At 42.8% G+C, this 15,568-nt stretch carries 15 protein-coding genes; 7 read left to right on the forward strand and 8 right to left on the reverse strand.

Annotated elements, in window-relative coordinates:
* Positions 1-18: 18 nt before the first annotated feature.
* Both NT178_10275 and NT178_10280 read right to left on the reverse strand, forming a co-directional pair.
* On the reverse strand, positions 19-1,572 hold the full coding sequence (locus NT178_10275; GenBank protein ID MCX5812913.1) for a radical SAM protein: 1,554 nt from the start codon (positions 1,570-1,572) through the stop codon (positions 19-21).
* A gap of 197 nt (positions 1,573-1,769) precedes the next feature.
* Positions 1,770-2,264 (reverse strand): ferritin family protein, encoded by a 495-nt coding sequence (locus NT178_10280; GenBank protein MCX5812914.1) that lies wholly within the window; start codon positions 2,262-2,264, stop codon positions 1,770-1,772.
* Positions 2,265-2,571: 307 nt separating this feature from the next.
* Between NT178_10280 and NT178_10285 the strand changes: the two genes are divergently transcribed.
* The 4 genes from NT178_10285 to NT178_10300 all read left to right on the forward strand — a co-directional run bounded on the left by NT178_10285 (position 2,572) and on the right by NT178_10300 (position 5,068).
* Entirely contained in the window at positions 2,572-2,853 is a 282-nt protein-coding gene (locus NT178_10285) for a hypothetical protein (protein ID MCX5812915.1), read from the forward strand.
* Between the two features lie 63 nt (positions 2,854-2,916).
* Positions 2,917-3,264: a phage holin family protein gene (locus tag NT178_10290; protein MCX5812916.1), complete on the forward strand. Its 348-nt coding sequence runs from the start codon at positions 2,917-2,919 to the stop codon at positions 3,262-3,264.
* 157 nt (positions 3,265-3,421) lie between these two features.
* Positions 3,422-4,336, forward strand: coding sequence for a hypothetical protein (locus NT178_10295; protein MCX5812917.1), 915 nt, complete (start codon positions 3,422-3,424; stop codon positions 4,334-4,336).
* 78 nt (positions 4,337-4,414) lie between these two features.
* Complete coding sequence (locus NT178_10300; protein MCX5812918.1) at positions 4,415-5,068, forward strand: EF-hand domain-containing protein; 654 nt, start codon at positions 4,415-4,417, stop codon at positions 5,066-5,068.
* 65 nt (positions 5,069-5,133) lie between these two features.
* Here the strand turns inward: NT178_10300 and NT178_10305 are convergent, their stop codons facing one another.
* The gene (locus NT178_10305) at positions 5,134-5,919 is read right to left on the reverse strand and encodes a 4Fe-4S binding protein (GenBank protein ID MCX5812919.1); all 786 of its coding nucleotides are present in this window, start codon (positions 5,917-5,919) and stop codon (positions 5,134-5,136) included.
* A 46-nt stretch (positions 5,920-5,965) separates the two neighbouring features.
* Complete coding sequence (hcp, locus tag NT178_10310; protein MCX5812920.1) at positions 5,966-7,594, reverse strand: hydroxylamine reductase; 1,629 nt, start codon at positions 7,592-7,594, stop codon at positions 5,966-5,968.
* 349 nt (positions 7,595-7,943) lie between these two features.
* Here hcp and NT178_10315 point away from each other — a divergent pair, with 349 nt between their 5' ends.
* Entirely contained in the window at positions 7,944-8,354 is a 411-nt protein-coding gene (locus tag NT178_10315; protein MCX5812921.1) for a pyridoxamine 5'-phosphate oxidase family protein, read from the forward strand.
* 118 nt (positions 8,355-8,472) lie between these two features.
* On the opposite strand, the gene NT178_10320 is transcribed toward NT178_10315, so the two are convergent.
* On the reverse strand, positions 8,473-10,119 hold the full coding sequence (locus NT178_10320; protein MCX5812922.1) for a methyl-accepting chemotaxis protein: 1,647 nt from the start codon (positions 10,117-10,119) through the stop codon (positions 8,473-8,475).
* A gap of 367 nt (positions 10,120-10,486) precedes the next feature.
* Between NT178_10320 and NT178_10325 the strand changes: the two genes are divergently transcribed.
* On the forward strand, positions 10,487-10,786 hold the full coding sequence (locus tag NT178_10325; GenBank protein ID MCX5812923.1) for an LETM1 domain-containing protein: 300 nt from the start codon (positions 10,487-10,489) through the stop codon (positions 10,784-10,786).
* Positions 10,787-10,903: 117 nt separating this feature from the next.
* Complete coding sequence (locus NT178_10330) at positions 10,904-12,490, forward strand: dehydrogenase (protein ID MCX5812924.1); 1,587 nt, start codon at positions 10,904-10,906, stop codon at positions 12,488-12,490.
* 62 nt (positions 12,491-12,552) lie between these two features.
* Here the strand turns inward: NT178_10330 and NT178_10335 are convergent, their stop codons facing one another.
* From NT178_10335 to NT178_10345, 3 genes are read right to left on the reverse strand one after another with little or no spacing between them, the layout of a single operon-like run.
* Positions 12,553-13,719 (reverse strand): MFS transporter, encoded by a 1,167-nt coding sequence (locus tag NT178_10335; protein MCX5812925.1) that lies wholly within the window; start codon positions 13,717-13,719, stop codon positions 12,553-12,555.
* 56 nt (positions 13,720-13,775) lie between these two features.
* Positions 13,776-14,882 carry an ABC transporter substrate-binding protein gene (locus tag NT178_10340; protein MCX5812926.1) on the reverse strand — a complete coding sequence of 369 codons (1,107 nt, stop codon included), beginning with the start codon at positions 14,880-14,882 and terminating at the stop codon, positions 13,776-13,778.
* On the reverse strand, positions 14,879-15,541 hold the full coding sequence (locus NT178_10345) for a class I SAM-dependent methyltransferase (protein ID MCX5812927.1): 663 nt from the start codon (positions 15,539-15,541) through the stop codon (positions 14,879-14,881). The genes NT178_10340 and NT178_10345 overlap by 4 nt, the downstream gene beginning before the upstream one ends.
* Between the last annotated feature and the right edge of the window lie 27 nt (positions 15,542-15,568).

Consider the following 15,568-nt stretch of genomic DNA (forward strand, 5'->3'; position numbering starts at 1 on the left):
GAGTGCAATGCCGGTTGGTTATTGTGACAAGACGCTTCCGGCGGTGTATTGATTGCCCTGTTCCATCATAAAAAAAGGCGCATGATTTGAAGTGAAAAATTGCGGTTGTCTGCGCATAATTGACTGAACTGCAGGATCTCTTTTAAACTCTCTATCAAGGAATTCCCGTACCTGTCGCCTCCCCCATCCTTCAGGATGTCTGAAATCAGTATAGAGCGACAGATCTCCTTCATAAAAGGCAACAGTATCAACTTCTCTTACCTCAGGACTGTTCACCGGGAGATTGAATACAGCAAGGTTTAAGAAATCAATATAATCGCTATGGGCGGCAACGAAAGAAAGGGTATTTCTTGCCTCCTCTATCGTTTCAGACGGAGTTCCAAAAAGGAGGTAGATATATGTGGAAATACCTGCTTCCTTTATTGCTTTAAGTGCTTTAGAAGCAGTTTTTACATCACAGCCTTTATTCATGTAGTCAAGCACGCGTTGATCGCCTGATTCAAGGCCGAGCTTCAACATTACACAACCTGAATCTTTAAGCGCCCGGCAAAAATCAGTATCTGTAAAGCAGTCAACCACCCTTGCGAAGCCATACCATGGAGCCCCGGGAGGACGTTCAACGATTTTTCTCATCATCACCGGACTAATTGCATTATCAGTAAGGTGAATCAAAACCGGACTAAATTGCCTGACAAGATAAGACAAGTCATCGATCACCGAATCAGGCCGGATTTGTGCATATATGTTTCCTTCCGCTTTTTCCGGGCAGAAGGAACATTGACTCCAGTAGCATCCTGTTGATGTGCTGAATGGTAAAATAAACCCTGGGGAGAGATAGTCTTTTACAGGAAGCAAGTCGTAAGATGGCCTGTAATCTCCTTTTTTCAATGCCTTCTTGCCGAAGATTTCAAGAAGTGGTATTTCCCCCGGCCCGGAAATACAATGGTCCAAAATACCTCCGAAGGGATTCTTCCACCCCGGATTTCTCATCCAGGAGGTGATAAGACCTCCGCCTCCAATCAACTTTACATGAGGAAACTCGCGTTTTAAAAAACCGATCATAGCAAAAGCAGTCAATGCCTGGCTGAGATAATTGATTGAAAAGCCTGCGGTTCCTATGCGCTCGCTTTTAACAAGCTCGGGCAAGCGCGTTGAAAAATATGGAAAAAAGGGATTTTCTTCAGGGTGTTCCGCTGCATACATCAGGTTGCTGCTTTTTAGAGGGGATAGGTTCGGATGATAATAATCGGCAAGACTCAACCGCGTCCCGCTTCCGGCAGAGGCGTATTCCAGTATACGGTTTACATCCATAGCGGCCCGCTTGTACCGGTCAATATTCCTATAGATATCCCGGCCTTTAAGGGCATCGAGGTTGTGAGAGAGGTGGCGGAAAGCACGACGGGTCCATGTATCAGCCGGTTCCGGGGCATTATTTAAAAGATAGCATATGCCTTCTATATTTGCATCAATTATATGATGCCTGATATTGGCGGCACGGAGCGCTCCTGAAAGTTTCCCAATACCTGCAGGGGGCTCACTGGGCTTAACGATAGGCGGATTTATCAGAATCACTTTTTGTATGTTTCACTGAATATTTTCCAGAGACAGGTAAATATTCTGTATTTGTATAGTTCATAACAATGGCCTTTTCATCAATCATCCGGAGAACCAAAGCAAAAAAGTTCATGGTCTTTTGATCTCCTGTGGGAGGCACTCAAATAGCCGAGGTATAGCTGCTTTTGAAATAAACCATTAGCGCTGCCAACACATTATTTTACCGTGTTACCATTAATTTTTGTTAACATTTCTGCCAGATTTGTAAAATGCTTCCTTTCCTCTTCAATAATGCTGTCTATGGCACCATGATGCCTCTCCGACAGGAATTGTCTTGTCTCCTGATAATACAAAATCGAATCCAATTCCCGCTGCATGGCAAAACTGATAGCAGACGATATATCGCCCGTATCCGATAATTGCTGATTTGCTGCATCTTTTGTGAAAACAGCCTTGTTGTCTATGTAGTCCCGCAAATTTGCAATGTATTCCCCTTGAAAGCTTTCAGGGGGCCTATGTTCCCCTATTTTTGAAAGCATATTCTGGAATGTCTTTTTATGCCCTGTCTCTTCATCGGCAAGGTCGTTAAAAAACTTACGCACACCTTTGTCGCCCGCCTTGAGGGCTGCTTTTCGATAAAATATTTCGCCATCTTCTTCTATCCTTACTGCAAATTGTAAGATATCGGTTGCCTGTAAAAAAATTTCCATTATTGTTCTCCTTAACTAAAATTAATCGGCCTTTGATGAGTTTATAAAAAGGTTTGTTTCTTGTCAATACATACTCAATAATAAAAAAACGGGGTTTCCGAATCAGGTCGGGATATTTCTTTCACGCTACCTGATTTTTGTTATTGACAATACGTAAGAGTATGAACTCAAGAACTCAAACTGTTTTATGCGCAACGACTTAAAAATTCAGGCAAAACTCCAATTAAATAATTCTTGAAATGTTTAAGAAATTAAAGGATAATTAAAAGGGCTGCTTAACATATCCTGTTTTAAGGAGAAGGGGGCTATGGAAGGTATAAAAACTATAGATGATCTGATCAGGGCTAAAAATTTAACCCCTGATGAAATGACACAGTTTAAAGACTTGATTGAAGAATTTAAAGACCGTGAAAAAAGGATCGCGGAGAATATCAGTACTGCCAAAGCCAATCTAAATCAGCTTATGTGTTCCATCGGGATGCTTGGCGAAAAAACATCTGTTTTAGGGAAGGTATTGCAATCACTATTAAATGAAATGGATACTGCCCGGCTTAAGCTTATGCCTGATGAAAATTTCTATCGTGAATAAAAGTATTTTTCAGATTTTCAATAAATAAATTAATTTTATGAAAACAGGTTGTATAATTAGGATATGATGCTGTTCCTTAAATGGCTTATAATGGCCGTATCAATAATCGTAAGCTCTTATCTTATTCCAGGTGTTAAAGTAAACGGTTTTTTTACCGCTTTATGGGTTGCATTTTTCCTCGGGATTGTCAATGTCCTGATAAAACCAATACTGATATTAATTACCCTGCCGATTAATATTTTAACCTTGGGGTTGTTCACATTCGTCATAAATGCCCTGCTGATTTTACTGGCCTCATCGGTCTTAAAAGGGTTTGAAGTAAGTGGCTTCTGGATCGCCGTCTTGTTCGGTATTGTGCTGTCACTTATAAATCATGTGATAGGATACTTGTTGGGGACAAAAACAAAATAGTTTATCCTGATTTAATAAGATTAAGGTGGGTCTATGAAGAACTTCATTACGTTTTCGTTTTTTACCTGCTACTTAGCTTCATTGTTGAAAAACCGAATGATGGATACAGTGATCCGGCGCAATCAATCAAGGTTGCTGTCAATCAGGCGATCAAGAAATGATTAAGACTGCCTATATCGATTACCATGCGCTCACCGCCCTTTCCTTAATGCCTTCTTCAGAAGCCGGGAAACGTTTTCAAGACTCGCAGGCTATGCGTTCTTTGTGGAAAGAGTTCCGGGATGACAAGATAAACTTTGTGACAAGCAAAAAAGACATGGAAATGGACATAATCCTCTATCTAAACAGGCATGGCTGTTGCATAACTGATACATTAAGGGCAGAAGATGCGATAGAAGAGTTTGAGAGATCGGGAATAGCAAATAAGAACAGTATAAAACAGTATAAGAGAACTCTGCTGTTTTATGAACAGATAGAGGCTCTCCCGCAAGTTTTTGACAGGGATTCGCTTTTTGATTTTTTCAGGGATGATGTGCTTTGCTACGGGAATAAGAAGGTAATTGCAGATGATGAAATACAGAGCGTTCATGATATTCTTCAGGATTGTTCAAGCGAGTTGCATCTATGGTATTCAGACGACCGATGGAAGAACTTGAAATATATTGATTATAAACTCAACCTGGACATACTTGCTTCCGTTTTGAAAAGACATAATTTAGATGCCGGATTTGAGGGAGACAGGGGCGAAGTGAATAGAAACCTCTTTGGACTGGTGAACAGGGTTATAGGGTTATGCAAAAAAAGTTACTGGAGGCTTCCGGTAGATATAAACCATGCCGATTTTATCATTAAAACTGTTTTGCAGAAATATAACTATTGTCAGGGAGAAAGAAACACCATGCATATATGTTGTTGTACAAGAAGCGGGGTAAGCCTTTTTTTAACAAGCGATTACGATTTAATCAGACGGTTTGATGAAAAAAAGCATATATTGCAGAATCATCCTGAATTTTCATCGATAAATCTGCTTATGTTAAATCCTCCGGATATGGAAATACAAATAAGGACTTGACATGCCTATCCCATATGTTGGAACAATATATATACGGCCTATGGCGTAATACAAATTATAATAAGAGGAGGTATGATTATGAAGAAGATCTTTATTGTAATGCTTACATTATTGATCAGTGTTGCATTTGTTTCAGCCGTTTTTGCTCAGGCTAAGCCTGAAGCGGCGCCTGCAAAAGCTCCGGCAAAAGCTGAGAAAGCGTCGCCTGCTCCTGAAAAAGCAGTTGCTGAGAAACCTGCCGCCGAGAAAGCAGCCCCGGAAAAAGCGGCAGAACCGGAAAAACCAAAACCGAAACCAAAACCGAAAGGCGTTTTTATCGGCAATGTCTCCGCCGTTGATGCTGCAATGAAGACAGTTACAGTGGTAAGTAAATGGGGCACCAAGGGTGAACAGGGCTCAGTGACCTTTGCCCTCAACAACGCTTCATTTAAAGGCTACAAGTCTGCTGGAGATATCCAGGTAGGCGACAAAGCTGCCGTCAAATACACTAAGGACGGTATTGAAGTAAAGAAAATAGCCGGTAAGAAACCGGAAAAGGCAAAAAAAGAAGCAGCAAAACCCAAAAAGGGCTTCAAGGATGTAGACGCAAATAAAGACGGTAAAATAACGATTGAAGAGTTGGTTATCATTTTTGTCAATATTACACCGGAACAGTTTAAACAGTTTGATAAAAACAACGACGGCGCCCTGGACGAAAATGAGTATAAAGATGCTATAAAAGCAATGAAATAATCACTTAAAAGTACGGCACACTAATAACCCACCGCAGATTCCCTGTGGTGGGTTATTTTTTTTTATTACATCTTTTCTTTTTTCAGGATTTTGCCACTGGCGCTTATAACAACGATCTCCATTGGAATTTTTTCTCCTGAAAGTTCCATTCCCTGACGGACAATTACGGGCAGCTTTGAGCAGCAGGGAACTTCCATTATGAGAACAGTAACGCTCCTGATGCCTGCATTTTTAAATATTTCTGCAAATTTGTTGATGTATTCTTCGGTATCATCGAATTTAGGACAGCCAATAAGCACTGTCCTGCCTTTCAGGAAGTCTTTGTGAAAGGCAGGGTAAGCAACAGGCGTACAGTCTGCGGCCACAAGAATATCGGCATTCTTAAGAAACGGGGCAGTTGGAGGGATAAGCTTGATTTGTACCGGCCAGTGCATGAGGGAGGAATCGGCAACTGTCAATGACGATGGATGGTTGGCAGCTTCACAGGGGGAAGAAAAGATCTGCATGTGGGTGGATGGGCAGCCGCAGGGGAGAACTTCGGTGTTGAGTGTTGAATTTTGAGTGTTGAGTGTCTCAGCACCGGATATCGGGGTCTGGAAAAATTCTTTGTTTTTGAAATGCTGCTCAACTGCTTCAGTATCAAAGGCTTCTGCTTCCCGTTCCACTATCTTCAGAGCACCTTCGGGACACTCTCCAATACAAGCAGCAAGGCCATCACAGTAGTTTTCAGATACAAGTGTGGCTTTACCGTTGATAAGTTCTATCGCCCCCTCTGCACAGGCCGAAACACACTGGCCACAACCATTGCAGAGCCCTTCATCTATCTCTATTATGTTCCTTTTCATTTTCATCTACATTCCTCCCATATCATTTGATACCAAGTTGCCTTTATCATCTTCATCCTAATATCGCCTTCAGATCTTCATCCGGTGTTGCAATCGGTTTGATGTCAAATGTCCTTATCAACACATCCAGCACATTCGGGGTAACAAAAGCAGGGAGTGTCGGGCCAAGACGGATATTTCTGATGCCGAGATAGAATAAAGTCAGCAGGATTGCTACAGCCTTCTGTTCATACCAGGAAAGGATGAACGAGAGAGGCAGGTCGTTTACGCTGACATTAAAGGCATTTGAAAGGGCAACTGCAATCTGTATCGCTGAGTATGCATCGTTACACTGCCCGATATCGAGAAGCCTCGGGATGCCGCCAATATCGCCCAGGTCTTTGTCGAAAAAACGGAACTTGCCGCAAGCAAGGGTCAATACTATACAATCTTTCGGGATTTTTTCCACAAACTCTGTATAATAGTTCCTGCCGGGTTTTGCCCCATCGCAACCCGCAACAAGGAAGAAATGACGTATGTCTTTGTTTTTGACTGCTTCTATTACCTTGTCTGCTACACTCATAACGGTATTTCTGGCAAATCCCACCATAACGGACTTACCGTTGGTATCTTCGGCGAATCCTTGCATAGACAGGGCTTTTTCGATAACAGGAGCAAAATTACGGTCAGAGATGTGTGCAACACCCGGCCATCCCACCGTGCCAGCAGTAAATATGCTGTCCATATATGTATCCAGCGGTTTCTGAATACAATTTGTAGTCATCAGGATTGCGCCGGGGAATTGGGCAAAATCTTTATGCTGGTTCTGCCATGCAGTTCCATAATGTCCATAAAAATGAGGATATTTTTTCAGTTCCGGATATCCGTGCGCCGGGAGCATCTCGCCGTGGGTGTACACAAAGACGCCTTTATCAGCAGTCTGCTTCAGAATATCTTCGAGGTCTTTCAGGTCATGTCCGGAGACGAGGATGGCCTTGCCTTTCTTTGCGCCAAGGGGCACCTTTGCAGGAACAGGATGCCCGTATGCACCTGTATTTGCGGCATCGAGTATTTCCATGGCTTTTAAATTAATCTCGCCGCATTTGAGCACAAGGGGCAAAAGATCATTCAGCATGAGATTTTCTTCTGTAAGCGCTGAAAGAGCATTATATGTAAATACGTAGATGGCATCGTCTTCCCTGCCGAGAAGTTGTGCATGGTAAGCATAGGCAGCAACACCTTTGAGCCCGAAGAGAAGAATATGTTTCAACGAGCGAATATCCTCACTATTGGCAGGATATGACTCCAACCCGACCTGTTCCCCCTGTTTGATAAGGCCCTCAAGGGTGGTTTCGGGCTTAAATTTTGTCTTTGTTTCTATTGGGTCAATATTCACTCCTGTTGCCTTAACCTTTTCCTTTAAAGCATCCCTTAATGAAACGCTACGGTTGATCAACACTATAAAACGTTCCGGATCAAAGTCTACATTAGTCAAAGTTGAAAAAAGGGCTTCGAGGGTAAATATATCGGTCTCCTGGTCTATAATACCCACCCCTCTGGCGGCAATTGCATAGTACGAGAGTTCTATAATCGTATAAACGAGAAGATCCTGAAGAGCTGCAACATCGGGCTGTTTACCACATACACCGGCCTTTGTGCATCCCTCGCCTTTTGCCGTTTGTTCACATTGATAACAAAACATATAAACCTCCTTTTGGATTAAGCGACAGGTGCTGAGTTTTTAGTTTTAAGTAAAAATCAAAACCAATCACTTATATTATTGTTATACACAATATATTGCAGATTTGCGGGACAATCCTTGACTTAGATCAAAAATAAGGGAAATATGACAAATTAAGGATTGAAACTCACTGTAGCAGAGCTGTGAGGGATCTGTCGATCGAAGGATCATCTGACACCCGCAAATTTGCTTGACATCATCTTTAAACAGGAGGAAAATAGGGAAATCTTAATACGTTAATAATTAGATTTTCAGATATTGACGGCTTAATAAATTGGCATAACTTTAAGGTATGATAAGAGGAGGAAAAATGACTAAAGAAGAAATAATCAGCTTTGTGAACGCAAACCCGGTCTGCTACCTTGCTACGGTTGAAGGCAACTCACCACATGTCCGTGCCATGGGGATGTATAAGGCTGACGAAAGAGGAATCATTCTTCAAACGGGCACAATTAAGGGTATGTACAGGGAGATTGCCCAAAATCCGAAAATTGAGCTGTGTTTTAACGGAGGAGAGAAAGTTGTGCGTGTAAGCGGGACTGCCGAGTTTATAGAGGATCAGGATCTCAAAGAGGAAATTATAAAGGCACGGCTTTTCCTGAAACCATTAGTGGATACTCAGGGCTATGATGTCATAAAAGTTTTTCGTGTTACTAATGCTGTGGCTACTGTCTGGACAATGGCTGCCAATCTCGAACCCATGGAATTTATTAAGCTGTAGCAAGTATCGTTAGATACCCATGGGTAAGTCCGTGGCATTACAAATACACGCGTTTTGTGAACAACCGCATTCACTCACGTTTAAAAACGTGGTTTCTGTATAAAACTTCAGGCATGTCTTACACCCTGAACCCGCCTATAACGCTCTCAAGGTTGACGGATAGATTGGCCAGTTCTTGAGATGCCCTGGCTATCTGTATGGAATTGCCTGATGTATCTTTTGAAACCGATGCGATAGAATCTATATCTTTGTTGATCTCTTCCGAGGTAGCCGCCATTTCTTCAGTTGCCGATGCTATCTGCTGTACCATGACGTGAAGTTGCTCTACGCCTCCTACTATGTTGCGCAATACATCTCCGGCCTGCGTGGATAAAATAACGCCTGATTTCACTTCCTTTGTTATGTTCTCCATGGATAGAACAATCTGATGGACTTCGCTCTGAATGGCTTTAATCATCCCTCCTATCTTAGCGGTAGCATTACCGGCTCTTTCTGCAAGCTTTTTCACTTCATCGGCAACAACTGCAAAGCCCCGCCCCACATCTCCGGCCCGGGCAGCCTCAATGGCGGCATTGAGCGCCAAAAGATTCGTTTGGTCCGCTATATCGTCAATTACCGTTACGATTTCTCCTATCTGATTGGAGCGGTCGCCCAGTGATTTGATCAACTGTGCCGATTCATCGATTGTTTTTGCTATGGATTTTATCTTTTCAACCGAACTGTCTACAACTACCTCCCCGTTCTTTGCTAAATTAGCTGTTTCTGTTGCAGAAGTTTCTATGCTGGATGTATTTTTCGCAATGTCGAGTATTGTTTGTGACATTTCCTCTGAAGCAGTTGCAACCTGTGTCGCCCTGCCGGCTTGTTCCCCTGCTCCCTGGGACATCAATTCAGAACTTGAATTTAACTGGTGGCTTGCTGATGCAATATTCCCTGCAGCGGTCTTAACCCCGCTAATAATACGCTGAAGCTTCATTACCATATCTTTCATAGCTCCTAGAAGCTGACTTGTCTCATCTGTTCCAGTAACCTCTATAAGGGCGGTTAAATCACCTTCGGCAATCCTTTGTGCAACCAGGACCCCTTCTCTTAACGGTTTTGTAATGCTCCTTGCAAGAAAGGAAGCAAGGAATATTGCAAAAACAAAGACTACAGCCCCGATGATCAGGAGGAAATAGCGGGCCCTTGTGTAAGTTGTATATGCATCTTTTGCTCCGATGCCGATACGTTCCTGCTGATACTTTACCATCACGTTACACGCCTCGGTGAGCATGGCGGATATCTGGAGAGACCCGGACAGCATAGTACTTGCCTGGCCGATATTGCCGGCCGCAGCTTGCTCGATTATCTTGTCGTTTGCGTTATAGACGATTGTAATATTCTGTTTGATCTCTTCGATAAGCTCCTTTCCTTTTGCTGTGTTTTCCAGTGTCTCAAGCTTCTTAAGCGAGGTATTGTAGACCTCCCGGGCATCGTCGATCTTCTTCTTCTCGGCCTTTGCCACAGACTCATCATTGGCCAACACAATGGTGAGCATGCTCTTGTCAAGTGTGCTGACAGCGTTCTGTATTACATAGGCAAGTTCAATCTTCGCATTATCTACCTTGATAATCCGCTCAAGCTTGCCGTTAATGCCATACAGACTCCATATACCGGTTATGGTAAGTATGACCATAAAAGCAATAATGAGCCCTAACCCAACTCCTAATCGCGCTTTTATCGTAAGGTTTCCTAAATGCATAATTCTGAATATTTTTAAACCCATATGCTCACCTCTCTGTATATTTTATGAAATATATTTTATTTCGTCTGCTTTACCCGGAGGTAAAATATAATTCATCAAACTTTTGAAACACTTATCGGCAAATTAAAATTATTATTAAGGAAAAACAGGGGTAATCCAAATAAATCTTGTTTTTTCCATCATTTCCAGCATCTACACTTTCCAGTTTTTAAACTTTTTGCCCTTCTGCTCACCGTAATATAGCAGGTGGAGAGATGATTACCAATTTCCTGAAGAGTATATCCATAAATGTTCTTTGGGCTTTGATCTTTTTCTGCTATAATGACGGATACCCATTCTGCTTAAAGGTATAATATTCAAAAATCTTTTCAGATATTTTTGGAATGTAATGATAAAGCATTTAATAACATCACAAATCAAAAAAAATATAGATTTAATTACAAACGAAACAAGAGAAATTGAGGGTTTTACAAAACTATTGATGAAACATAGAAACTCCGGGGTAAAATGGACGCAGGAAGAAAAATCCCAATTAAAGCACTCTTTACGTCGAATTGCTATGTATGTACCGATATTGTTTGTATTCCTTCTTCCCTTCGGCACATTGCTTCTTCCAGTTTTGGCAGAAAGTCTTGACAGAAGGAAAGCCAAACGGGCGGCAATTAATCAGGATTCTCACAGCCTGTAACAATGAACCACCCCGCGGTAAATTGCGGGGTAACAATCTCGAAGCAAGCTTCGGTGCATGAACTTGCGGAGAAATCAGAGAAACAAAGACATCAGACAATAATGATGGAGGCATTTTTTGGATTTAATAATAAGCAATTTGCGAATATTCGCTGAAAAAGACAGGGTGGATGAATATATAAAGGCTGCCTCTCAAAAAATGAACATTAGCGAAGAAGATATAAAATTCTCTAAAATACTCAGCAAATCGCTTGATGCAAGGAGCAAAAAACAGTTCTATTACGAAATGTCAATAGTTGTAAGTATTTCTGATAGTTTCGACAACAAAGAAAATTTCCCTGTCTACATTGGAAATATAAAGGCAGAAAGGAAAGCAAAAAACATTAAGGAGAGACCTGTAATAGTAGGTTTTGGTCCTGCCGGTATGTTCGCCGCCCTTGAGCTGATTGATTATGGAATTCAACCCTTAATATTTGAAAGAGGCAAAAAGATAGAAGAGCGCTCCATTGATGTTCAAAGATTTTTGAATGAAAGAGATCTGGACCCTGAATCAAATATCCAGTTTGGTGAAGGCGGCGCCGGTTCATATTCAGATGGAAAGTTATTTTCCAGGATAAAAAATTCTGAAAATGTAAGCAGGGTTCTTGATACCTTTATTAAGTTCGGCGCCCCTGAAGAAATTGGGTATATCAGCAAACCCCATCTGGGAACAGACGTGTTGCGGCGGATAGTCAAGAATATACGTAGCTATATCCTTGAAAGAGGCGGCGAAATATTTTATGCCTCAAAAATGACGGACATACTGATATCAGACGGCAAAGCCTTTGGCGTAGTGATAAATGGAGATAAAGAACATCGTTCTTCAATGATCTATCTTGCATTAGGACATTCTGCGCGCGATACTTTTGAGATGATTCATAAAAAAGGTATTGCCATTGAGCAGAAGCCGATTTCAGTCGGTGTGAGAATAGAACATCCTGCCGAAACTATTAATCTTATAAGATATGGTAATAAATATAAGGACTTTCCCGGTATAGGGGCTGCTGATTATTCCTTTACCTATACCAATAGAAAAATAGGAAGGGGGGTGTATACATTCTGCATGTGCCCCGGAGGCGAAATATTAAATGCTTCATCTGAAAACGGCATGTTGGTGCTAAACGGTATGAGCTACTCGACAAGATCATCGCTATACTCAAATTCAGCGATTGTTGTAACTTGTCACACAGATGATTATGGGTCAACCCATCCGTTGGCCGGTATTGAGTTTCAAAGAGACATAGAGAGAAAGGCTTTTAAAGCCGGAGGTGATAAATGGGAAGCCCCTGCACAAAATCTGTTGGATTTTTTATCCGGGAGGATCTCCGACAGCTTGAACAGGAATTCGTACAGGATGGGGGTTGTGGCTGTTAACATGAAGGATATCTTCCCGAAGTTCGTAGATGAAGCGCTTTTAATGGCATTTAATAAATGGAAAGAGGATTATCCGTTATTTGTTTCAGACCATGCGATTTTGTTAGGCGCAGAAACAAGAACTTCCTCCCCTGTGAGGATTAAGCGTACCGAAGAATATGAATCAATAAATATAAAAAACCTGTATCCTATTGGAGAAGGTTCCGGTTACGCAGGTGGCATAACAAGTTCGGCCGCTGATGCCATAAAAGCAGTGGAAAGCAGTCTGTCAAATATTGACAGTTCCAGATAAGGGATCACTGCTAAATATTTTTTACAGTGCAAATTTCGGCAGATTTACCTCTTACAGTTTATTTATATCTTCTTTTGATTAACAACCATTGTGAAGAGCAGCGCTACACCTATGAGTACCGATGCAGCGGTTATGAAAGAAAAATAGTATCCAAAACTGCCTGCGATAATACCTGCGGCAAGAGGACCCGTAGTATGGCCGATATCCATAATTGATCCGAGTATTCCCATTGCAGAACCCCGTGCAGACCGGCTTAAATCTGCTATAAATGCCGATGTAGCCGAGGTTAGCGTCGACATGCTGATTCCAAATAAAATACTAAGTACAACAAAAGGTATAAAAGAACCGAATAGTGCAAATCCCCCTATGGACATTGCACCGAGAAGGGCTCCAATGATGATCTGGGGCGGCCTGCCATGTCTGTCGGAAATGCGGCCCATCAGCGGTTTTGTAAGGGCGAGGCTGATAACCTGCGCAGAAAGGCATATGCCTGTTTCGTAGGCATTCAGGCCGCTTTTAAGTGCATAAAGCGGGAGAAAGGTTTCGAAAGTGCCATACGCAAAAAGCACCGCCGCCTCAGCGCTGCTTGTTACAAGGATGACGGGGTTCGATATAACGCCCGTTAATGATTTAATAGTTTCAGTCCAGTTCCTAAGATGCTGGATGTTTTTTTCAGGCTCAGGTGTTTTTAGGATAAAGATGAGAGCAAGGATGCCTGCTGCACTACACACCATATAAACAACGTCATAGCTCAATGACGGGTTAAAGACCAGAAACCCGATAAGCGCACCGCCTGCAAGAGGAGCCATAAACCGGCCAAGAAGGGTCGCCGTTGAGAACCAACCCATTTTCTCCCCACGCTCGATATGAAAAAGGTCGGCAACATAGGCCAGCGCTACAGGTCCAAAGGCAGCGGTTGCAAGCCCGTGATAAAACCTTATAAGTGCAAGCTGCCAGAGTTTTGTAACAAAAAAATAGAGGAAGGGCGCTGTCGCAAAGACAATCGCCGAGCATATAAGTATCTTCCTTCTACCCAGCCTGTCGGAGAACATGCCCACAGGTATGCTGAACAGCACACCGGTAAAGGCCGAGACAGCGGCAATACTGCCTACGGCTGCAGGCTCTGCGCCGAGATATGATGCAAAAAGCGGAAGAACAGGACTTTTGGCAATTGTAGAGCTGAATATTGCGCAAAAACCGGCGATGCAAAGCAATAGAAAGGGGCTCATGTATTCACCGCGTTAATTTAACATATGTCTGAACAAATTTAAATACTTAACCCCAGTTAAGGGCTGGTGAGTTTGAATTTTTCCAAACCTGCCGGAGGTGTGTGTTTCAGAATGCTGTTCACGTCATCGGTGCTCAGCACGTGGTGGTAAAATCGTGCATAGTAACTTTTAAGTTCTCCTTCAAGGTCAAGATTATGAAATTTATCAGGATGAAGGATTTTGGCAAGCCACATGGCGAAAAGAAAAACCTCGCTGCTTCCGTGGCCCCAATGGAAGACTCCTTCTGGACAGGTATATACCTTTTCTTCTTTTACCGCCTTAATTACCTGCCAGCGTGGATCAGCGTCTATTGCGTTTGCGGAGGTAAGACCACCCACGACAATTACATCAGGATTCCACGCTATAATCTGCTCCATTGAAGCATCGGCAAAGTAGGTATCCAGATCCTTAGACGCAAAGGTGCCTCCTGCCATCTCCACAAGCCAGTGGCCCAGAGAATAGCGGCCCTGAGTGCCGAAAATATTTCTGCCGGCAATATAATAGACTTTCGGTCTTTTGCTCTCAGGAATCCGGGACGTCACAGTCAGTAATCTCTTTACGCGCTTGTCGTAGTAATCGCAATAAGCATCGGCAATCTTTTTGGCCTTTTCACCGAGCACCTCCCCGTAAAAACGGATATCCTCCTTGTAGCCTTGTATGAACTGCGCCATAGTCTTCGGCATCTGTCTGCCTGAAGTGGGGCAGACCACAGGGATGCCTGCGGCTGACATTTTTTCTATCTGTTGGCTCATGTTCCAGTAGAAAACGAGATCGATCCCCATGGAAAGGATTTTTTCTACATCAGGATCAGAGTAGGAGGGCATGATTTGCATTGTCTTCAGAGCAGGGTTCAGTTTTTGTGACCATGGCGGTTGCTTGATGGACATGACGGCTACCTTGTCTGCTGAACCCAGCAGAAAAACCTTTTCATAAGAAGGTCCGAAAAAGCAGGCAATCCGTTGAGGGTCTACCGGTATCTTGACGGTCCTCCCGATCCGGTCAATAACTGTTTTTGTCTTTTCAGCAGCAGCACCTTCAGAGCTTGAAAACAAACCGAGCAAAACAAAGAATATGCCGATAAGGCAACTGGAAATGATTCTCCACATAAATTTATCTCTTATCACCTTTCTTTCTCCACATAGATCCAGAACCCCGAATCGTCATTAATAATCTCATATCGGTTAAAACCGGCTTTCGCCATAACCCCCTCAAAATAAGGAATATTATTTTTCCGGTACTTGAATTTCGGTCTTTTATCCCATCCCTTATCGATGGCGCTCATCCTTCTTCCTATCTCTTCACTCAGTTCTGTCGAACCGGCGCCGCCTCCTACATAGCCCTTGCCACCCGGTTTGAGAACTCTTCTGATCTCACGAAAAGCCGTGGGTTTGTTTTTCCAGAAGCGCATGGAGCCTCTGCTCACCACGAGCGTTGCAGCGTCATCCTGAAAGGGCATACGATGCACATCACCCACGATAGGCGTAATTCGCTCTGTCAGCCCGGCTGCAATAATGTTTTCTTTAGCCATGGGGGAAATCTGCGAAGAAAAATCCATGGCGTATGTAACAAACCTGGTTCTTTTTGTTACGGCTACAGCAAGATTTGCCGGACCGCTGCCCACATCTATGCACAGACCGTCCTCAATGGCACAGCGCTCTATAATCCGATCTGCTATGACAGGGTATATGGGGGCGAAGACCTCGTTGGCAATACGGGTGTATTCCTGAGCCCTTTCAGCATCAAATTTTTTGTAACCCCTGGAATTCCAGGCTATTTTACTCATATTTCTCCTTTTCTGCGTTTTGTAAAC

The sequence above is a fragment of the Pseudomonadota bacterium genome, from assembly GCA_026388255.1.
Lineage (GTDB): Bacteria > Desulfobacterota > Syntrophorhabdia > Syntrophorhabdales > Syntrophorhabdaceae > JAPLKB01.